The 19,363-nt window shown below is 31.7% G+C and carries 22 protein-coding genes; 18 read left to right on the forward strand and 4 right to left on the reverse strand.

Going from position 1 to position 19,363, the window contains the following annotated elements:
* The first annotated feature begins 7 nt into the window (after positions 1-7).
* The 3 genes from EKN01_RS06845 to EKN01_RS06855 are packed head-to-tail and all read left to right on the forward strand — an operon-like array spanning position 8 to position 2,122.
* Positions 8-235 carry a DUF951 domain-containing protein gene (locus EKN01_RS06845; protein ID WP_129045549.1) on the forward strand — a complete coding sequence of 76 codons (228 nt, stop codon included), beginning with the start codon at positions 8-10 and terminating at the stop codon, positions 233-235.
* 16 nt (positions 236-251) lie between these two features.
* Positions 252-1,352, forward strand: coding sequence for a redox-regulated ATPase YchF (gene ychF / locus EKN01_RS06850; RefSeq protein ID WP_129045550.1), 1,101 nt, complete (start codon positions 252-254; stop codon positions 1,350-1,352).
* Positions 1,353-1,372: 20 nt separating this feature from the next.
* Positions 1,373-2,122 carry a DUF1129 domain-containing protein gene (locus tag EKN01_RS06855; RefSeq protein ID WP_129045551.1) on the forward strand — a complete coding sequence of 250 codons (750 nt, stop codon included), beginning with the start codon at positions 1,373-1,375 and terminating at the stop codon, positions 2,120-2,122.
* 35 nt (positions 2,123-2,157) lie between these two features.
* Here the strand turns inward: EKN01_RS06855 and EKN01_RS06860 are convergent, their stop codons facing one another.
* Entirely contained in the window at positions 2,158-2,358 is a 201-nt protein-coding gene (locus tag EKN01_RS06860; protein WP_129045552.1) for a hypothetical protein, read from the reverse strand.
* A 90-nt stretch (positions 2,359-2,448) separates the two neighbouring features.
* On the opposite strand from EKN01_RS06860, the gene EKN01_RS06865 reads away from it, so the two are divergent.
* The 15 genes from EKN01_RS06865 to EKN01_RS06935 all read left to right on the forward strand — a co-directional run bounded on the left by EKN01_RS06865 (position 2,449) and on the right by EKN01_RS06935 (position 16,233).
* Positions 2,449-3,135 (forward strand): response regulator transcription factor, encoded by a 687-nt coding sequence (locus EKN01_RS06865; RefSeq protein WP_099974042.1) that lies wholly within the window; start codon positions 2,449-2,451, stop codon positions 3,133-3,135.
* A gap of 2 nt (positions 3,136-3,137) precedes the next feature.
* Positions 3,138-4,256 (forward strand): sensor histidine kinase, encoded by a 1,119-nt coding sequence (locus EKN01_RS06870; protein ID WP_099974041.1) that lies wholly within the window; start codon positions 3,138-3,140, stop codon positions 4,254-4,256.
* Positions 4,257-4,283: 27 nt separating this feature from the next.
* Positions 4,284-5,498 carry a D-alanyl-D-alanine carboxypeptidase family protein gene (locus EKN01_RS06875; protein ID WP_241685266.1) on the forward strand — a complete coding sequence of 405 codons (1,215 nt, stop codon included), beginning with the start codon at positions 4,284-4,286 and terminating at the stop codon, positions 5,496-5,498.
* A gap of 203 nt (positions 5,499-5,701) precedes the next feature.
* Positions 5,702-5,998, forward strand: coding sequence for a hypothetical protein (locus EKN01_RS06880; RefSeq protein WP_129045554.1), 297 nt, complete (start codon positions 5,702-5,704; stop codon positions 5,996-5,998).
* A 12-nt stretch (positions 5,999-6,010) separates the two neighbouring features.
* Positions 6,011-8,152 carry a hypothetical protein gene (locus EKN01_RS06885; protein ID WP_129045555.1) on the forward strand — a complete coding sequence of 714 codons (2,142 nt, stop codon included), beginning with the start codon at positions 6,011-6,013 and terminating at the stop codon, positions 8,150-8,152.
* Between the two features lie 11 nt (positions 8,153-8,163).
* Positions 8,164-8,829: an ABC transporter ATP-binding protein gene (locus tag EKN01_RS06890; protein WP_129045556.1), complete on the forward strand. Its 666-nt coding sequence runs from the start codon at positions 8,164-8,166 to the stop codon at positions 8,827-8,829.
* Between the two features lie 255 nt (positions 8,830-9,084).
* Positions 9,085-10,614: a UDP-N-acetylmuramoyl-L-alanyl-D-glutamate--2,6-diaminopimelate ligase gene (locus EKN01_RS06895; RefSeq protein WP_129045557.1), complete on the forward strand. Its 1,530-nt coding sequence runs from the start codon at positions 9,085-9,087 to the stop codon at positions 10,612-10,614.
* Between the two features lies 1 nt (position 10,615).
* Complete coding sequence (locus EKN01_RS06900) at positions 10,616-11,353, forward strand: amino acid racemase (RefSeq protein ID WP_129045558.1); 738 nt, start codon at positions 10,616-10,618, stop codon at positions 11,351-11,353.
* 70 nt (positions 11,354-11,423) lie between these two features.
* Positions 11,424-11,918: a hypothetical protein gene (locus EKN01_RS06905; RefSeq protein ID WP_099974037.1), complete on the forward strand. Its 495-nt coding sequence runs from the start codon at positions 11,424-11,426 to the stop codon at positions 11,916-11,918.
* A 125-nt stretch (positions 11,919-12,043) separates the two neighbouring features.
* Positions 12,044-12,916 carry a metal ABC transporter solute-binding protein, Zn/Mn family gene (locus tag EKN01_RS06910; protein ID WP_129045559.1) on the forward strand — a complete coding sequence of 291 codons (873 nt, stop codon included), beginning with the start codon at positions 12,044-12,046 and terminating at the stop codon, positions 12,914-12,916.
* 3 nt (positions 12,917-12,919) lie between these two features.
* Entirely contained in the window at positions 12,920-13,579 is a 660-nt protein-coding gene (locus EKN01_RS06915; RefSeq protein WP_099974035.1) for a metal ABC transporter ATP-binding protein, read from the forward strand.
* 11 nt (positions 13,580-13,590) lie between these two features.
* On the forward strand, positions 13,591-14,388 hold the full coding sequence (locus EKN01_RS06920; RefSeq protein WP_099974034.1) for a metal ABC transporter permease: 798 nt from the start codon (positions 13,591-13,593) through the stop codon (positions 14,386-14,388).
* 12 nt (positions 14,389-14,400) lie between these two features.
* Complete coding sequence (locus EKN01_RS06925; protein ID WP_129045560.1) at positions 14,401-14,829, forward strand: GtrA family protein; 429 nt, start codon at positions 14,401-14,403, stop codon at positions 14,827-14,829.
* A gap of 108 nt (positions 14,830-14,937) precedes the next feature.
* Entirely contained in the window at positions 14,938-15,792 is an 855-nt protein-coding gene (locus EKN01_RS06930) for an SDR family oxidoreductase (RefSeq protein WP_129045561.1), read from the forward strand.
* A 12-nt stretch (positions 15,793-15,804) separates the two neighbouring features.
* Positions 15,805-16,233 carry an Rrf2 family transcriptional regulator gene (locus EKN01_RS06935; RefSeq protein ID WP_129045562.1) on the forward strand — a complete coding sequence of 143 codons (429 nt, stop codon included), beginning with the start codon at positions 15,805-15,807 and terminating at the stop codon, positions 16,231-16,233.
* Positions 16,234-16,274: 41 nt separating this feature from the next.
* Here EKN01_RS06935 and scrK read toward each other — a convergent pair whose 3' ends face one another.
* The 3 genes from scrK to EKN01_RS06950 form a co-directional block, all read right to left on the reverse strand.
* On the reverse strand, positions 16,275-17,147 hold the full coding sequence (gene scrK / locus EKN01_RS06940; protein WP_129045563.1) for a fructokinase ScrK: 873 nt from the start codon (positions 17,145-17,147) through the stop codon (positions 16,275-16,277).
* A gap of 79 nt (positions 17,148-17,226) precedes the next feature.
* On the reverse strand, positions 17,227-18,828 hold the full coding sequence (locus EKN01_RS06945) for a putative polysaccharide biosynthesis protein (RefSeq protein WP_129045564.1): 1,602 nt from the start codon (positions 18,826-18,828) through the stop codon (positions 17,227-17,229).
* 14 nt (positions 18,829-18,842) lie between these two features.
* On the reverse strand, positions 18,843-19,217 hold the full coding sequence (locus tag EKN01_RS06950) for a DUF1304 domain-containing protein (RefSeq protein ID WP_099974028.1): 375 nt from the start codon (positions 19,215-19,217) through the stop codon (positions 18,843-18,845).
* Positions 19,218-19,363 lie beyond the last annotated feature (146 nt).

Consider the following 19,363-nt stretch of genomic DNA (forward strand, 5'->3'; position numbering starts at 1 on the left):
GAGTAGTATGTATGAATTAGGTGACTTAGTTCAGATGAAGAAACCTCATGCATGTCAAACTAATCGTTTTGAAATTATCCGCTTAGGTGCAGATATAAAGATAAAATGCATGGGTTGTGGACATATAGTTATGATTCCACGAAATAATTTTTCTAAAAAATTTAAAAAAGTTTTATTAACTTCAAAGGAAGTTGATACATCAAAAGAAGAACATTATTTAATTATTAATAAATGAGAAATGAGGAATTACGATGGCTCTTACAGCTGGAATCGTTGGATTACCAAATGTTGGTAAATCAACACTTTTTAATGCTATTACAAAAGCAGGTGCGGAAATGGCAAATTATCCTTTTGCCACTATTGATCCAAATGTTGGAATGGTTGAAGTTCCAGATAAAAGATTAGCAAGAATTGATGAAATAATTCCTGCCAAAAAAATTATCCATACAACCTTTGAATTTACTGATATCGCCGGTATCGTTAAAGGGGCTTCAAAAGGTGAAGGGTTAGGAAACAAATTCTTAGAAAATATTCGCCAAGTAGACGCTATAGTACACGTTGTACGTGCTTTTGATGATGACAATATTACCAGTGTAACTGGTGTTGTTGATCCATTAGATGATATTGAAACAATCAATACTGAGCTTGTTCTGGCTGATTTGGAAAGCGTAACGAAGCGTTATGATCGTGTTGAAAAAGCAGCACGTAGTAAAGATAAAGCGGCTGTTGAAGAATTTGAAGTACTAAAGAAAATTAAACCTGTTCTTGAAGAAGGAAAACCAGCACGTAGTATTGATTTTTCAAAAGAAGAGATGCCCCTTGTTAAGGGATTATTCTTATTAACAGCTAAGCCTATTCTTTATGTTGCTAATATTGCAGAAGAAGATATGGCAAATCCTGAATCATCAAAATATTTCAAAATTGTCGAAGATTATGCAAAATCTGAAAATGCACAAGCTATTGGAATTTCAGCTCGTACAGAAGAAGAAATTGCATCACTTGATGATGATGAACGTGAAGAATTTCTTGAAGCAGAAGGAGTTTCTGAATCTGGATTAGACAAGTTGATTCGTGCATCATACAAATTACTAGGTCTAAGAACATTCTTCACAGCTGGTGGTAAAGAAACACGTGCTTGGACATTCCACGAAGGTATGAAAGCTCCACAAGTTGCCGGAGTTATTCACTCTGATTTTGAGAGAGGATTCATCCGAGCCGAAGTAACTTCTTTTGATGATTTAGATAGTTATGGAAGTGAACAAGCTGTCAAAGAAGCTGGAAGACTTCGTGTTGAAGGAAAAGAATATGTTGTTGAAGATGGCGATATTATTGAGTTTAGATTTAACGTCTAGAATACTGAGAGGGAACTTTAATGTCTGATGATTTAAGAGAAAAGAACAAAAAAGCTATAAATAAACAAAAAGAAAAAGTCGAAAAACGTGAAAAAAGTTCAGAAACTGAGGAACAAATCTTAACTACTGACGTTTCAGATTTACGTAGTAAATTGACTAACAAAAATGAAGAGTATGTTTTCAAATTAAATAAAACTCTCGTTAATGATGGCTTTACTGAAGATGAAGCACAACAAGTTATCAATGAATTGATTCCAGAGATAGTTTCTAATCAAATTAAAGGTATCCCTGCTAATCAATTGTACGGTCCTGTATCGCAAAAAGTTAATGACATTGTTCATCCAACAAAACCAGTTAAGAAATCACCATTCTGGGCATTAGGTTTGGATACATCATTATTATTCTTAGCATTGTTTGCTATTATGTACGGAATAATGGGATTGATGACTAAACAAAGTGCAAAACAAGGACAACAAATGGGTGTTGTTACATTGCTAATTCTTTCAGGTATGTGGGGTTACCTATTAACATGGGTTAACCAACAAATGAAGAAACCTAAGTCAGAGCGACCAAGACTAATGGTTACAATAGGATATATGTTAGTTGGATTGGTAGTAATGTTTGGTGTATTGGCACTAACAAGTGTTGTTCCATCAATGTTTAATCCTTCGCTTAACGGAACATTCTATATAGTAATCGCTGTTGTTGCTTATGGGGGACGTTTCCTATTTAGAAGACAATTCGGGATTACAGAACGAGGATTCATCTAAAATAAAAAAGATTCTACCTTTAGGTAGGATCTTTTTTATTTAACTCTGAAAAATTGCACCACAGAATATAAAGCAAAACCACCACAGAAGATGTTTAGTAGATTTGTAGTCCAAATCATACGAGTGCTGTTTGCAAATTCAGGTCGTTTTGCCATTTCGTAATGAACAAAAAATAGTACAATTATCGAAAAGATAAAAATTAATATGAATCTGATTCTCTTTTTTAGATATTCCATTATTTTCTCTTTCATGACTATTTTTAATCGGGATTAGTTTATTGTATAATATTAACATATTGTGAAATTAGTGACTATTGAGGATATAATATGAAAATTTTAGTAGTAGACGACGACAAAGAAATTGTAGAACTTCTAAGTATCTACATCAAGAATGAAGGATACGAACCAGTATCTGCAAATTCTGGACAAGAAGCATTGGAAAAACTTGCAGAATATAGTGATATTTCTTTGATGATCCTAGATATTATGATGCCTGAACTAGATGGTATTAGTGTTGTTAAAGAAGTAAGAAAAAATTCACAAATTCCAATCATTATTGTTTCAGCTAAGACAACTGATATGGATAAAATCCAAGGGTTGATTACTGGTGCCGATGACTATGTCACTAAACCGTTCAATCCTTTGGAAATCATGGCTCGTGTGCGTTCATTGTTAAGACGTAGTGAACAACAATCATCTAAGAATGTTCCTGATAAGCTAGAGGTTGGACCCATTACCATATTCAAGGATTCTCATGAAGTAGTTACATCTTCAGGTGTTAAAGTCCAACTTACAGCACTTGAATTTGGGGTATTGTATTTATTGGCAAGTCACCCAAATCGAGTATATTCAGCAGATGAGATTTTTGAACGTGTTTGGAAACAAGAGTCAGTTGTTTCAGCCAAAACGGTTATGGTTCACGTATCGCATTTGAGAGATAAAATAGAAGAAGCAACAGACGGTGAAAAAGTTATTGAAACTGTCTGGGGCGTTGGCTATAAAGTGGAGGTTTGATTTTGAAAGAACGAATCAAACTAACTTCAAGAGAAAAAGGTGTCTTGCTATTCCAAGGAATAGGCACCTTTCTTTTGTTCCAAATAATTAATTTACTACTTATAGGAATTTCATATTCATTTTTAATGCACAATGGTTTTAGTGGTGTAATAGATGCTATTGGCTATATATTTGGTCGCATCTTCAATTCGGTTGACACTATATTATGGTTTTATTTGATAGAGATTATCGAAATATTATTATCACTACACGTTGCTAAAAAAGCTTATAATCAATTCGAATTAAGTCGTGTGGCTGATACAGTACTTGAGATAACTTCAGGTAATACATCAAAGAGACTTGATTTTAAAGTGAATAGGAGCTTACAACCCGTTGTAGAAAATATCAATGAGTTAGTTTCTAGTTTAAATGAAAATATTCGTGAGCAAAAAGAATCTGAGAACAGCAAAGATGAATTGATTGCCAATATTAGTCACGATTTGCGTACACCTTTGACATCAATCATTGGATACTTAGGTTTAATTGAATCAGGAAATATTGCTGATCAAGAACAATTTTTCAAATATACACATGTTGCTTACAAAAAATCATTGGAAATGCAAAACTTAGTTAGTGCACTTTTTGAATTTGGTAATTTGCAAAGTAAAATGAGCCAGTTAAATGAATCAGAATTTGATATGACACAAATGTTAGATCAATTATCAGCTGATTTTGAATTAGAGGCTAATAAGCGTGGCATTGAAATTGATGTATCAACTGAACCAGAAAGTATTATTATGCAAGGTGATACAAATAAGTTAGGCCGTGTATTTAACAATTTAATAACTAATGCTTTAAAATATGGCGAAGGTGCTACTCATTTATGGCTGAGCGCCAAACAGTTAGATGATGAAATCGTAGTTTCAATTTCCAACAATGGAACTCCAATTCCTGATGAATCCTTACCACAATTATTTAACCGATTTTATCGTGTTGAAGATTCTCGATCAAAAGAAACTGGTGGATCTGGTCTAGGATTAGCAATTTCTAAAAGTTTGGTAAAAATGCACGATGGTAACATTGAAGTGAAATCTGATGAACATATGACATCATTTATTATTCATTTTCCAATTACAAAATAAATTTTAGTGGGAGTTAAAATGTCAAAGATGATGAAAAAAATCGCAATTATTTTTACCCTCATGGTAATGATCTTTCCGATTATTAATGTAAAACCAGCAAACGCAGCAGAAGAAATCTCTGAAGCGTCAGCTGCTATGGTTTTTGATCAAAAAACTGGGCAAATTTTATATTCTGAAAATCCCGATAAACAAGTAGCAATTGGCTCAATTACTAAGATACTTACACTATATTTGGTCACAAAAGCTATTAATGAAGGAAAAATAAAATATACTGATAAATTAACACCAACAAAGCAACAAGCTGATATGACTCAAAAAGATGAATTATCAAATGTTTCACTTAAAACTGATCAATCATATACAGTTAAAGACCTTTATGATGCTGCTTGGATTGTTTCATCTAACTCAGCAGCGATGATGTTAGCTCAAAAAGTTTCAGGTAATCAGGCTGATTTTGTAAAAGAAATGCGCAAAACTCTTAATGATTGGGGAATTAAAGATGCAGAAATCAACAATGTTTCTGGATTGAACAATTCTGCATTGAAAAAAGGAATGTATCTTGGAAACAAAGATGGCGAGAATAAGATGACTACCAACGATCTAGCCATCATGACAAAACATGTTTTGTCAGAGTATCCTGAAATAACTAAGACTACATCTAAACAAAAATTCGCATTCTCAAATGGTAAAGATACTCATACCTATACTTCACTTAATCTATTGCTAAAAGGAAATCGTGACTATCAAGAAGGTTATGAATTTGATGGATTGAAAACAGGAACTACTACTCAAGCTGGTGATTCTTTTGTAGGTACACTTCCATTCAAAGGTCGTCGATTGGTAACAATTGTTATGGACGCTAAGGGAAATAGTGATAATCTAGACAAAAGATATCGTAGCACTCAAACATTGATGAGATACGTAAATGAAAACTATGTTTATAAAGATGTTCTGAATAAAGATCAAGAAGTAAAAGTATCTGCAAGTCAAAGCTATAAATTAAATCAGAATGTTGGTTTATGGATTAAAAATGATGTTAATACTGCGGCACTAGAATATGGTGTTTCTAAAACGGCATTAGGTTTTAGAACAAACACCGACAAAAAAATATTACCTACAAATTTAGAATATGGTTTCTTGCCTGAAAAAAATGTTGCCAAAAAAGTAACAACTAAAAAAACTTCTACACCACATAAATCTTGGTGGGAGAGTTTTCTAGACTTTTTTAAAAACCTATTTTAGTAGATAAAGATGAATTTAAATTAAGCAAAAGAACATAAATGTTAATTTTATGCTCTTTTTTATAATCTTTTTTATTGTGGGTTACAAACTTATTAAATTAATAAAGTTAAAAAAATATAAAAAATTAATAAAACATTTAATAAAATATAATATATGATATAATTTAATTGTAACAAAATATATTATTAAGGGGGAATTTCATTATGAAATTCAAGGGGTTAAAAAAAGTTGTTCTTTCATTTGTTGCATTACTAAGCGTTGGTACAGTTGGTACTACTGTTGTGCAAGCTGAAACAGTGCATTATAAGGGATATAATGTCTCTTGGGAGCACGGTAGAACATGGGGAGTCAATAGCTATTCTAGAGTTATGACATCTAAATTTAGACACTCTGCAACAGCAAATACTACATTTTCAGGTATTAAAGCTCCAGGGGTAGTGGCCTATGCACAGCAAAATGTTGGTACAGGTACAGCAACGGCATATTGGCGCTGTTACTAGGAATATGAATTTATGAATATTCGAAAAAATATAAAATTTTCGATAAAATTAATTATCGTCATTCAAGCAGTATTGTGTTTGTTAATGGCGATATTTTTTTTATCAGAAAATTTTCAAACAAATGTAGAAAATTATGGATTATCTGATGAGTCATCTTTTACGATAAACCTAGATAATAGAAAAAAATCAAATACTGAGGAAATAGCTCAATTATTGTTGTCACAGCCTGCAACTGTTATAAAAGAAAATATGGAAATTTCACAAAATAGTAGCCCTACTATACAAATTTCTGTTGGTGGAGATCTTCAAAAAGCACCAAGTTTAATAACTAATAACGTAACTTTTTTTCAAAAAGAAAATTTAATAAAATTATCTAAAAGTAGCGATCCCAAAGCCATAATTGGTGAGAATCTAGGCTCAGTTCATTCAATTATGAAATTGCCACATATTTTGTTTGGTATAAATATTTATGCTGATAAACTTGATACAAATATAAATGATAATATATCGGGAAATTATAAAATTGTTGGCTTAAATTTTGATCAGCAAAACAAGTTTCTTAAAGATTTATCAAAATTATCTGGTGAATCAGTATCAGATTTACAACAACAAAAAATGGGATTTTCTATTGACAATGGTAATACTGGAATAATTCTATTAAGTGCGATAGTTATAATAGCAATAATTTTGCTTATTTTGTTAGTTATTTACGTACTGTCTTCTATAAAAGAAATTGGAAATTTATCATTACTGGGCTGGAGTAAAAGAGATCTTATAAATGGTGAGATGGGAACTTACTTTACTTTTAGTTTATATACCGTAATTTTAAATTTAATTTTAGGGACAATTATATCTGGAATTGGATTAAAAGGAATAAATGTTTATGTTATTTCAGGCCTAATTAACGTATTAATAGTTATTTCTATGATCGCCATTGCAAGTCTTATTATAGTTGGATCAAATATTTTAAACGCTATTAGAGGAAAATTGCCCAAAAAAATCTTATACTTTTTTGCGGGATTTTTATATATTATTTTGAGTGTTGGACTAGTAGTTACATCAAGCGGTTTAGATAAACCAGTTGATGAAGTTCGTCAAAATGAGGTAATGTTATCTAATTGGTCAAAAGTTTCTAATTATGAAACTCTAAAATCTGTATCTCCAGGTAATAATCAGGGAACTATTTCTGGTAGTGACAATAAATTAGATAATGAAATGTGGAATTGGTATAAATCCATTGAAAAAAAAGATGGTGTTTATCTAGCATCTGGACAATATTATTCACAATCAACATTGGACAATTTGCAATTAACACGGGAAAAGGTTCCAGAAAATCCGTTTACGCTTTTAAGTTTTTCTCCAAATTATTTAAAAGATCATAATATAATAATCAGTAAAAAAATTGAAAATATTGCATATTCCGGTACACGGGTTTATTTGATACCTAATCAATGGTCTAAAAATAAAAAAGATCTCTATAAAGACTGGATAAAAGAAAATGATTTATCTAGTGCTGATGTTAATACAATATTTGGTAAAAAGAAGAAGATACAATTTATTGATTATCAATCAAAACAATCAATATTTACTTGGTTAACTGAAAGTAACGAACCTAATGTAGATAAAGAACCCGTTATATTGGTTACCACTGCAAATAATATGGGTACTGTAGAATATGGAAGTCTTCGTGCCAATGTTTTAACTGGGCCTTTAAAATTTAACAACGCAAAAACTTTAAATAAATACACAAGTCATTCTATTATGAAAAAATATCAATTAGATGATAATAGAATAGAATTTGTTCCAGTTAAGGAATACGTTAGTGGTTTACAAAGAGATTTGAAGCAAATTATTGCATTATTTATTGGATTAATTGCTTTTATAATATTTACTATAGCTTTGATTTTAATAACTATAGCCATTATATTTTCACTTTCTAACGCTGAGTTTCTATTTATTAAAAAAATACTAGGATTTTCAGACTATCAACTCTATAAACCCTTAATAATTTCTGTTTTAACATTAGGAATTATTAAATTAATAACAGTATTGATTTTGAAATCTAAATTAGGGTTAGTACTTATACCAGCAGAATTGATATTAGAATTTATAGTGATTGCAATTTTTATACGTTTACACAGAATAAAAAAATAAAGAGGAAAAGTATGTCAGGATTAATAGAATTTAGTAATGTAACTAAATCTTTTGGCGAACAAAGTATTTTGAATAATTTTAATTTTGAAATTAAAGAAGGAGAATTTGTTGCCATTGTTGGCCCATCAGGTTCTGGAAAATCTACAATTCTAAATATTATTGGATTGTTAGAACCCTTCGATTCTGGCGAGGTGTTAATCTCTGGTCAAAAATTATCAAATATAAGAAATCATCAAGCTACTTTGTTAAGACGAAATAAAATTAATTATTTATTTCAATCATTTGCATTGATTGAAGATAAAACTGTGAAAGAAAACCTATTATTGTCTATGCATTTTGTTAAATCAAACACTAAAGAGCAAAAAATTTTAGAAGTATTGAAAATGCTTAACCTGTTAGAAAAAAAAGATGCTCTAATATATGAGTTATCGGGTGGAGAGAAACAACGTGTTGCTCTTGCAAGAACTTTATTGAAGCCTGGAGATATTGTTTTAGCTGATGAACCCACAGGTGCATTAGATCCCGGTTTGGCTAAAGTTGCCTTTCAATTAATTAGAGAAATAAATGTAAAATATGGTAAAACAATAATTATGGTTACACATAATATGGAAGAAGCCTATCAAACTGATAGAATTATAGAAATAAAGAATAATTCTATTAATAAAGAATTTAGATAAATCTTTTTAAATTAATACCTAAAAAGGTACTAGTTATTTAACTAGTACCTTTTTTATTACATAAAAATTATCAGTAATTATGCTTATGTTATAATCTATGTAAATCGATTATAGGTGAAAGCAGTATTCTAATATGGTTTCTTGCCTGAAAAAAATGTTGCCAAAAAAGTAACAACTAAAAAAACTTCTACACCACATAAATCTTGGTGGGACAGTTTTCTAGACTTTTTTAAAAACCTATTTTAGGAGATAAAGATGAATTTAAATATTGAAGAAGCTCTTAATTTATTAAGTGAACATGATTTGATTGTTGAACAAAATATCTCTGATAAAAATCAAAATTTAAGCAACGTTAGTTACAATTCTTTGGAAGATCAAACTAATGGTGCTTTTTTTTGCAAGGGAACAACTTTTAAAAAAGAATATTTAGAGGGTGCTATCTCTAATGGTGCCAAACTTTATGTTGCTGAACAAAAATATAGTGACAAAATCGACTATATTATCGTTAAAGATGCTCAAAAATCTTTAGCTTTATTGAGTGCACTATTCTATGGCAATCCAGAGCGTAGCTTATCTATCACAGCTTTCACTGGGACCAAGGGTAAGACTACTACTTCATATTTTATCTACAATATTTTAAATCATACTTACCCTAATAAAGTTGCACTATTTTCTACTGTTGATAGAATTGTGGGACCAAAACCAGGGGATAAATTTAAGTCTGATCTTACAACTCCAGAATCTCTCGAATTATTTAGAGATATGCGAACAGCCGTTGATAAGGGAATGACCCATCTCGTTATGGAAGTATCTTCTCAAGCATATAAACGTAACCGAGTTTATGGATTGCAATTTGATATTGGGGGATTTTTGAATATTTCACCAGACCATATTGGTGAAAATGAACACCCTACTTTTGAAGATTATTTGAACTGCAAGAAGCAGCTTCTAATTAATTCAAAGGTAAATATTATCAACTCGGAAACTAACGAATTAGAAACAGTCAAAGAAGCAGCACTGCAAACTAGTTCTGACGATAATGTTTATTTATATGGACGTAATGCTGATGAATCTGATGTTATTTTTGAAAGTAAGGAAGCCACATTAAGTGATTCAATTTTTGATGTAAAATCAGTTACAGAAAAGGCAAGTAAATTAGACTTAAATGGTGAATATAAATTAAGTTTAGTTGGAGATTTCAATGAATCTAACGCTACTGCTGCAATGATTGCAGCTAAAATGGAAGGTGCAAGCAACGAAGATATTTTTAAAGGGTTAGTAGAGACGCAGATCCCTGGCCGCATGGAACATATCAGTACAAAAGATCATGGGGATGTTTTTGTTGACTACGCACACAACTATGCATCAATGAAAGCTTTGATGGATTTTTTGAAGACAGAATATCCTGAGTCAAAAATAACTGTAGTAGTTGGTTCACCTGGTAATAAGGGAATTTCAAGAAGGAGTGGTTTTGCTAAAGTTTTGACGGAACTCGCTGATCAAGCAATTTTGACAACAGATGATCCGGGATTCGAAGATCCAGCTGATATTTGTCGAGAAATTGATTCTCAGATTGATCATTCGCAAGTATCAGTTAAAACAATTCTTGATCGTAAAACTGCCATCAAGGAAGCAATTTCAAACAATAAGCCATCTGATATAGTTATTTTAGCCGCTAAGGGTAGCGATCCTTATCAAAAAATAAATGGTGTGGATACTCCTTATGAAGGTGATACGCAAATAGCCAAAGATTTTGTGGCTGAATTGGAGAACAGAGGTATTTAATATGGAACAATTCTTTACAATTATTGGTGGTATGGGAACTTTAGCCACAGAAAGTTTTATCAATCTTTTGAATGAACGGACTCCCATTAAAAAAGATCAAGATTACTTGAACTATATATTAGTAAATCATGCTACAGTCCCTGATAGAACAGAGCATATAATGGATCATAGTAAACCAAGTTTCTTACCTCCATTACTGGAAGACATCAAACAACAAAGTTTACTTAAACCTGATTTTTTTGTTATGGTATGTAACACTGCTCATTATTATTACAAAGAATTGCAAGAAGCTACAGATATTCCACTGATTCATATGCCTCATTTAGCTGTTTCTTCTATAAAAAAGAATTATCCATCAGCAAAAAAAATAGGTCTTATCGCAACTAAAGGAACTATTGCGGATCATATATATGAAGATGAACTTAAGCAAGCTGGCTATGATTATTCATTGGGTGATCAAGAAGTTCAAGATCAAGTTGAAAGTTTAATTTATGATGACATAAAAGAAAATGGCCAGGTTGATTCTGAAAAATATTACGGAATTTTAAGAGTGATGAAAGAAAAATTTGATTGCGATGCTATTATTTTGGGATGTACAGAATTATCATTTGCCCAAGCTAAGGCACCAGATCATGAATATTCTGTCATCGATGCACAGAGTATAATCGCAGATAAAACAATAGAATTAGCCTTAAAGATTAGAAATAAAGAAGTTATAGATTTCGAAAGTATTTATTAAGGTTTCTTGTAAATTAGTTAATCTGTTTATAGATTATATATAATGGTTTTACAGAGAGGGGGTAGTGACTATGTTTAAGAAGCTATCATACATTGCAATTATTTTGTTGGGAGTAACAGTAGCTGGTTGTTCAACACAAAAAGATACAGAGTCCAATAACCACGCGACAGATGTTGCCACAGCAAAGAAATCAAATGATAACAAACCTAGTTCATCATCTGATAATTCAAAGAACAATAATGAGAGCAATGATACTGCAAAATCTGACGATGATTCTAAATCAACAGATTCTGCAAAAAACACTAACTCATCAACTACAACTAGTGCAAAGACACAATCTACTAGTTCAAACCAATCAATAACCACTTCTGATCAAGCTATTACCTACTTAGCAGATCAATTACAAAACACATATGATAGATCTACTTCTCAATATCTAGCAAACGGACAAACTACATTCAATGGTTTATCAGGTTACCAAATCAATATTTATTCAAAGAATTCAGATTCTCCATTAGGAAGTTATGTTGTTTCTTCTGACGGTAGATATATGCAAATCTGGTAGTAAACTTGCATTTTTAAAATGAGTCTGATAACATTTTTTAAGACTTATACATTAACTACCAACAAAGAGACTAGCATTTTTGCCTAGTCTCTTTATTTTTTTATATTAGTATTTGGAGGAATGGGATGAAAAAGTTAAGCTTAATTTTAGCTTTAACATTTATCATAATAATTAGTGGTTGTTCTGCAAAGAAAACGTCAAATCAAAAAATCATTACAACCACTGTTAATACTTATGTTGAACCAGTCAAAAGTATTGCTGGCGATAAGTATAAGGTAGAATCAATTATTAAATCAGTTAATGTTGACCCACATAGTTTTACAACTACAATCAATGATGCTAAGAATGTTTCAGATTCAACTTTAATTGTTGCAAATGGACTAGGTTATGATGATTGGATCAATAAGCTAATTGATTCCAATAATAAATCAGATAACGAAATCAACTTGGCAAGTGGTGTTCTTAAGAAAAAGAATGGTCAAAATGAACACGTTTGGTTTGGTGTTAACAATGTTTTAAAATTAAGCGAAGCTGTTAAAAATCAACTTTCAAAACGTGATCCTAAAAATAAAGATTATTATCAATCTAACTATGATAAATATTCAAAAAAATTAGGCAAATTAACAACTAGAGAAGCTGATTTAAAAGAAATCACAAAAGGTAAGAAAGCTTATATTACAGAACCTCTTCCATATTATTTGTTGAGAGATTTAGGAATTTCAGTTGAGAACGAGCATTTTGCCAAAGCAATTGAAGATGATACTGATCCATCTGTAGAAGATATTCAAAATATGGAAGATGGTCTTAGGAATGGCAAGGTTGATTTTTTAATTGTAAACAAGCAAGTAAGTAGTAGCATAGTTACAAAGATGACCAAAATTGCCAAGGGAAATAATATCCCTGTAATCTCATTTACCGAGACACTACCAAGTGATATAGGGTATTATGAATGGATGAACGGAAACTTAAATCAAATAGAAAAGGCAGTGCAAAAATAAGTCGTGATTGAAGTAAAGAATTTATCAAAAAAATTCGGTCAACAACTGGTCTTTGAAAATGTTAATTTTTCAATTAATGAAGGTGAATTTGTTAGTTTAGTTGGTCCTAATGGATCAGGTAAAACTACTTTAATTAAAATGTTGATGGGTTTAGAAAAGAAAACTAGTGGTGAAATCAAAATAAACAAATCTAGCGAGATTGGATATGTTCCGCAATTTCGTAATATTGATTTGGATTATCCTTTGGATATTAAAAATTTTGTTACATTAAACCAAAAATTTTCCTTTTTAAAATCTCAAAGAGACCAAAATAAAGCTAAGCTTAACAATATTCTCAATAAAACTCATCTAACTGATTTGCAGTCTCGTCCCTTGGGATTAGCTTCAGGTGGTGAGAAGCAAAAAGCCTATTTGGCACAAGCACTAATTAATGATCCTAAAATTTTGATATTAGATGAATCCACAGCCAGTATGGATGTGGATGTAAAGTATCAATTGATGGATCTTGTTAGTGAATTAAATAAAAAGGAAAATATCACAGTTCTTTTTATTACTCATGACTATGATTTAACAAAGAAGTACACAAATCGTGCGTTACTTTTTGAAAATCATCAGATAAATAGTGTTGATGTGAAATCTATATCAGAAGATATGTTTGAGTGAGGGTCGGATAAATGTTTGCTTACGAATTTATGAGAGATGCTTTTATTGCTAGTACTTTTATCGCAATAACTGCTGGTATAGTTGGAGTCTTTGTTGTCTCACGTAATATGTCATTTTTGACACATACATTATCTGAGATTGGGTTTGCAGGTGCTAGTTTTGCTATCCTGATAGGAATTTCACCATTGATAGGGATGATTTTATTCACTTTAGTCAGCTCCATTGCAGTTGGAGGATTAAGTAGTGAGTCTTCTAGAAGAGAAGCTTCAATTAGTTCGATATCATCATTATTCATTGGATTAGGAATATTGTTCTTGTCTTTGTCTTCAGAATCTAGTTCCTATGCTACTAATATTCTTTTTGGAAGTATTGTAGGTATTGATAACAGTGAAGTTACTCAGTTGATCTTATTAGCTGTATTTGTAATTTTAATTTTTATTATTTTTTATAGAAAATTATCATTCGATTCGTTTGATCATGTTGGTGCTAAGGCAAGTGGATTAAAAACCAAATCTCTCTCAGTCATTTTCTTAGTAACACTGGCTTTGAGTGTAAGTATAGGTGCACAAGTTGTTGGTTCTTTGTTGGTATTTGTCTTGTTAACTTTACCAGGAGCAACAGCAAAATATTTGGTACATTCAGTACCTAAATTAATAATGGTTTCAGTTGGATTATCTTTAGCAGGAGTGTGGTTGGGATTGTATCTAGCCTTTGTTACAAATTGGCCAGTAACATTCTTTATCAGTACTTTTGAAGTAATTGCCTATTTCCTTGGATTAGGATACAAAAACTGGAAATTAAGTCATTAGGAGATTTTATCTATGATAGAAAAATATTGGGAAAAATATAAAGATGCCATACCATATGTAGTATTTGGTGTATTAACAACACTTTTTAATATAGTATTATTCGGTTTTCTAAATAAGTCCTTAGGTTGGAATTATCAGATAGCTAATGTTGTTGCATACTTTGCCTCAGTATTGTTTGCCTATATAACTAACAAACTATGGGTATTTAAGTCTCACGCGCCATCTTTTACAGAGTTGCTTCGTGAAATATTTTTATTTTTCTTGTTTAGAGCAGGCTCATGGGTCTTTGATCAAGGAACAATGACAATCGGTATTTCATTGTTACATGCTAACGCAATGATCACTAAGGTATTTGCTAACGTAATAGTAATTGCGTTGAATTATATCTTCAGTAAGTTCTTTATTTTTAGAACTAAAAAAAAATACGACAAGGAAGTATAATAGATACTTTCTTTTTTTTTGCCTAAAATACTTGCATAAAAAAATTAACGTGTTACTATAAATAACACAAGTTACATTAAAAGTAACAAGTTGGAGGAAAATATAATTATGAAATATGCAATTACAGCAGCAACAGGAAAATTTGGAAAGAATGCCGTTAAAGAATTATCTCAATTAGTAGATTTAGAAAATATTGTAGCAATCGTTAGAAATCCTGAAAAAGCTCAAAAGCTTTTGCCAGAAGGAATAGAAATACGCCAAGCAGACTATTCAAGCGAATCAGAGTTGAGTAAAGCTTTGTCTGGAGTAGATAGATTACTATTTATTTCATCACAACCCGGTGGAGAAGTTGCACGTATTGATCAACACAGAAATGTTGTGAATGCTGCAAAATCTGCGGGAGTTAAGTTTGTTGCTTACACTAGTTTCCCTAAGGCTGATGTAGCGAAGAATCCATTAGCTTCAGATCACCGTGAAACAGAAAAACTTATTAAAGATGCAGGTTTCTCATATTCATTCTTAAGAAACAATTGGTACCTAGAAAACGAAATGGGAACTATCAACGGGGCTTTAAATGGTAATCCGTTTGTATATTCTGCCGGAGATGGTAAAGCTGGATGGACACTAGAAAGAAATTATTCAGAAGCTGCTGCAAAAGTCTTAGCATCAGATAATACTAAAGATATTTATGAATTTGCAGGAACTGCAATTACATATGGTGAAATGGCTAAAGCATTGCAAGAAGTTTCTGGAGTCAATTTTGATATTGAACAAGTATCAGACGAACAGTATACTAATGGTCTGAAAGAAAGTGGTTTGGATGAAGGAACTGCTCTTCTTGTGACATCATTCCAAACAATGATTCGTGAAGGCGGACTAGATGGTAATGATGCTGACATCACAGAAGTACTTGGTAGATCAATCGAACCATTGTCAGAACAACTAAAAGAATTAATTAAATAAAGAGGAACTTAAATGAAATATCCACATAGATTAAGTGATGCGGTGCATATTCTTTCATATATAGAAATATTCAAGGATGAAAATCCTTCAAGTGCTATTATGGCAGCTAGTATGGAGTCAAATCCCAGTTTAGTTAGAAGGATCATGTCACAGCTTTCAAACGCCGATCTTCTAATTACTAGCCCTGGAAAAGTATCACCAAAATTGTCACGTCAACCTAGTGATATTTCTTTATTGGATATTTATCGCGCTGTTGATGAATCCGGAAGTTTGTTACATGTCGATGAAGATACAAATCCCAACTGTTTGGTTGGAGCAAATATTCAAGATGTTCTGGAATCAAAGTATGCTCAAGTTCAGGCAGCTTCTGAACGAGAGATGAGTTTGATAAGTTTAGATGATATTATTTCAGATATTCGTGTCAATAAAAGTAATGTATAAAAAAAAGAATCTTACCTTTGGGTAAGATTCTTTTTTTATGTTTAACTTTCTAATTCTCTGATAGCTAGAGCAAAATCACCAACCGTAGCAGAACCATTATTTTGTACTGAAGGCATCACGATATATTTATCTAAATCAGGAACTTCAACGTAGTCATGAAGTAATGTTTTAAATTGATCACGAACTTTTTCTAAAAATCCTTCGCTAACTACACCACCACCAAAGATGATTTTATCAGGACGTAAAATCAAAGTAACTTGAATGGCAGCCTGTGCAACGTAGTATGCCATGATATCCCATGTTTTATCTGTCAGAGGGACATCTTTACCTTTTTTACCTAAACGTGCGTCAAAGGTAGGACCAGCTACTAATCCTTCTAAACAGTCGTCATGGAACGGACAAATTCCTTTGAAATTCAAATCTTCAGGATGACGTTTCAAGAAAGTGTGTCCCATTTCGGGATGTCCAACGTTACCGATGAATTCTCCATTTGAAATAGCTCCACCACCTACGCCAGTACCAATAGTGTAGTAAACAAGAGAGTCTATTTTTTCATTTGTAAGAGTAGACATAACATATTCACCATATGCTGAACCATTAACATCAGTAGTCCAGAATATAGGTATATTCAATTGTTCCTTGATCATTCCCACAAAATTAGTGTCTGACCAGTGTGGTTTAGGTGTTGATGTAACATAACCATATTTAGGTGAATTCTTTCTTAACTCAATAGGTCCAAAAGATGCAATTGCTAGTGCTTCAATATCATATTGTTTGAAGAAATCAATTGCTTGTTGAATTGTTTCCTTGGGTGTTGTTGTGGGGAAGTTGATACTATTCTTGATGCGATAGTCTTCATCACCAACAGCACATACGAATTTTGTACCACCTGCTTCAATACTACCTACTAACATAAAAAAACCTCCAATAATCTGATGTTTTAAGAGTAACACTAGAAAATTGGAGGTACAAACCATTATTTAATTATTTTTATTAATATATTTCAATATTCCTAATATCTCTAAGAATTTTTAGTGAACCATCTCTCTTAACTAACAGTCCATAGACTATAACACCAATAATTGCAGAAATAGCCAGCACAAATGTTGCAGGTATTCTGGTAGTATCATTGATGATCAGAGTTAGACCATAATCACATGCAAGTACTATTAAAAGCATTATCGATCCATCAAGAATTATTAAACCAATCTTCTTTAATAGGTATGGGTCTATCAATTTAAATTGCTTGTTAATTATTCTAAATGAAAGAAGAGTACCTACTACAAATGCAATAGTTGATGCCAGTACAGGTCCAAAGGCACCTAAGTAAATAGTTAGTGGTAATTGTAATAATATTTTAATTGCATAAGCTATAACTAGGTAAACCATTGATTGACGAACATTATCTGTTACTTGAAGCACATTCTCTAAAATCATAAATAAACAATAGAAGATGGCTTGAACAGATGACGCTGCAAGAATTTGAGCAGCAAAATTATTATGATAATTGAATACAGTCCATAATTGACTAGAAACAGCAATCATACCAACTGCTGCAGGGAAAATAATGAAAAAAGTGAAGATAATGATTTTTTGAATAAACTCTTTGGAAATTTCTTTATCTACTTTTTTAGCAACCATTGCTGATAAAGCAGGTATTACAGATGATGAAACTGATATAGCTAGTGAAACCAAAATCATAGTGATTTTATTTGCCTGAAATCCGAATATTGAATATAAGTAATCAATTTTATCTTGAGAAGCATGTAGTATGTGTTCATAAATTAGAGAAAAAGTAGTCTGATCGAATAGTTGAAGAACGACCATAATTGTATCAATTAGCAAGAAAGGCGCTGATGATTTTAACATCGAAGAAAACTTAATGTCGTCTATGCCGTCATCTTCTACTTTTCTTTCACGCTCTTCTTTAGTCATACTATGTCTAATTCGATATCTTATCCAAATCAGGAATACATAAGCAACTGTAGCTCCGATAAATGATGCTAAAGTTGACTGGTTAACCGCTGATTTATAGTTACCGTGTTGAAGAACCATGATTGTGTAAGTTGCATATAGCATATAGGCTATTCGAACAATTTGCTCAATAACTTGAGAAAAGGCTGACCAAGAGATAAAAGCATATCCTTGAATATATCCACGCATAATACCTAGTGCCGGAATAATTAATATTGCGATACTTAGATATTTAATTGGTGTAACAACACGCATATCTCCCGCTGCAAGTATAATTGCAACGTATTTTGCACCAAAAAACATTATTGCGGCAAGAATGATACCAATTGCTGTCATGTAGGCAGTGTATTTTTTTAAGAGTTTCTCACTCTTGTAAAAATTACCCACTGCATTATGTGCAGCAACTTCTTTGGAAATTGCTGCTGGAATTCCTGCGGTAGCAATTATCAAAAACAAATTGTAAATATTATAGACTTTCCCATACATAGTGTTGGCTGCTGCAATCGCAACAGGTCCAATCCAAATGTTCCAAGGAATGATGTACACAACTGCTAAAATTCTTGAAAAAATCCCACTAATGGAAATCCACAGGGAACTTTTGAGTAATGAATCTTTTTTCATTTTAATAACCTATCCTAAAATTTAAGAAGAAAAATAACCATTATTAGAACAATGAAAGCTGGTAATGCTTGAACTAAGAAAATTTTACGTGTAGCTGTAAATCCTCCAAAAATTCCAACGATGAATACAAAACACAATAGCATTGCTGCAATAACTTTAAATGTAAGTCCTGTAAAAATAAAAATAGTAGCAATTATCATTGCTCCAAGGGCAAAGTTATAAATTCCTTGGTTAGAAAGTGCCACACGAGCTGCATCTTGATTCAAAAATTCTTCGTCCATATCAAAAGCGCTGGCTTGTCTCTTTGGACTTGCAAAAATTTCCAAACCTGCAAAAAGTATGTGCTCGATACCAATAAGTGCGATTAAGATAAAAATTGTTAAATTCATAATGCCCTCCTAGAAATTATTAGTTTATATTATACCTTTTTAAAATCAATAATTGGAAAAAGAACGTAATTATTTAAAGATAGGTTATAAATTGACCTAGTCCAAAAAAACCTATATCATAAGGTAAATTTTAATTAAGATGGGAG

It is taken from the genome of Companilactobacillus metriopterae, from assembly GCF_004117915.1.
In the GTDB taxonomy this organism is placed as follows: domain Bacteria; phylum Bacillota; class Bacilli; order Lactobacillales; family Lactobacillaceae; genus Companilactobacillus; species Companilactobacillus metriopterae.

Coding starts and splice junctions, on each gene's coding strand:
- ychF (WP_129045550.1), top strand. CDS start 252: ATGGCTCTTACAGCTGGAATCGTTGGATTACCAAATGTTGGTAAATCA.
- EKN01_RS06945 (WP_129045564.1), bottom strand. CDS start 18,828: ATGAAAAAAGATTCATTACTCAAAAGTTCCCTGTGGATTTCCATTAGT.
- EKN01_RS06855 (WP_129045551.1), top strand. CDS start 1,373: ATGTCTGATGATTTAAGAGAAAAGAACAAAAAAGCTATAAATAAACAA.
- EKN01_RS06845 (WP_129045549.1), top strand. CDS start 8: ATGTATGAATTAGGTGACTTAGTTCAGATGAAGAAACCTCATGCATGT.
- EKN01_RS06895 (WP_129045557.1), top strand. CDS start 9,085: ATGAATTTAAATATTGAAGAAGCTCTTAATTTATTAAGTGAACATGAT.
- EKN01_RS06905 (WP_099974037.1), top strand. CDS start 11,424: ATGTTTAAGAAGCTATCATACATTGCAATTATTTTGTTGGGAGTAACA.
- EKN01_RS06935 (WP_129045562.1), top strand. CDS start 15,805: ATGAAATATCCACATAGATTAAGTGATGCGGTGCATATTCTTTCATAT.
- EKN01_RS06900 (WP_129045558.1), top strand. CDS start 10,616: ATGGAACAATTCTTTACAATTATTGGTGGTATGGGAACTTTAGCCACA.
- EKN01_RS06910 (WP_129045559.1), top strand. CDS start 12,044: ATGAAAAAGTTAAGCTTAATTTTAGCTTTAACATTTATCATAATAATT.
- scrK (WP_129045563.1), bottom strand. CDS start 17,147: ATGTTAGTAGGTAGTATTGAAGCAGGTGGTACAAAATTCGTATGTGCT.
- EKN01_RS06890 (WP_129045556.1), top strand. CDS start 8,164: ATGTCAGGATTAATAGAATTTAGTAATGTAACTAAATCTTTTGGCGAA.
- EKN01_RS06925 (WP_129045560.1), top strand. CDS start 14,401: ATGATAGAAAAATATTGGGAAAAATATAAAGATGCCATACCATATGTA.
- EKN01_RS06930 (WP_129045561.1), top strand. CDS start 14,938: ATGAAATATGCAATTACAGCAGCAACAGGAAAATTTGGAAAGAATGCC.
- EKN01_RS06880 (WP_129045554.1), top strand. CDS start 5,702: ATGAAATTCAAGGGGTTAAAAAAAGTTGTTCTTTCATTTGTTGCATTA.
- EKN01_RS06950 (WP_099974028.1), bottom strand. CDS start 19,217: ATGAATTTAACAATTTTTATCTTAATCGCACTTATTGGTATCGAGCAC.
- EKN01_RS06860 (WP_129045552.1), bottom strand. CDS start 2,358: ATGGAATATCTAAAAAAGAGAATCAGATTCATATTAATTTTTATCTTT.
- EKN01_RS06865 (WP_099974042.1), top strand. CDS start 2,449: ATGAAAATTTTAGTAGTAGACGACGACAAAGAAATTGTAGAACTTCTA.
- EKN01_RS06920 (WP_099974034.1), top strand. CDS start 13,591: ATGTTTGCTTACGAATTTATGAGAGATGCTTTTATTGCTAGTACTTTT.
- EKN01_RS06875 (WP_241685266.1), top strand. CDS start 4,284: ATGATGAAAAAAATCGCAATTATTTTTACCCTCATGGTAATGATCTTT.
- EKN01_RS06885 (WP_129045555.1), top strand. CDS start 6,011: ATGAATATTCGAAAAAATATAAAATTTTCGATAAAATTAATTATCGTC.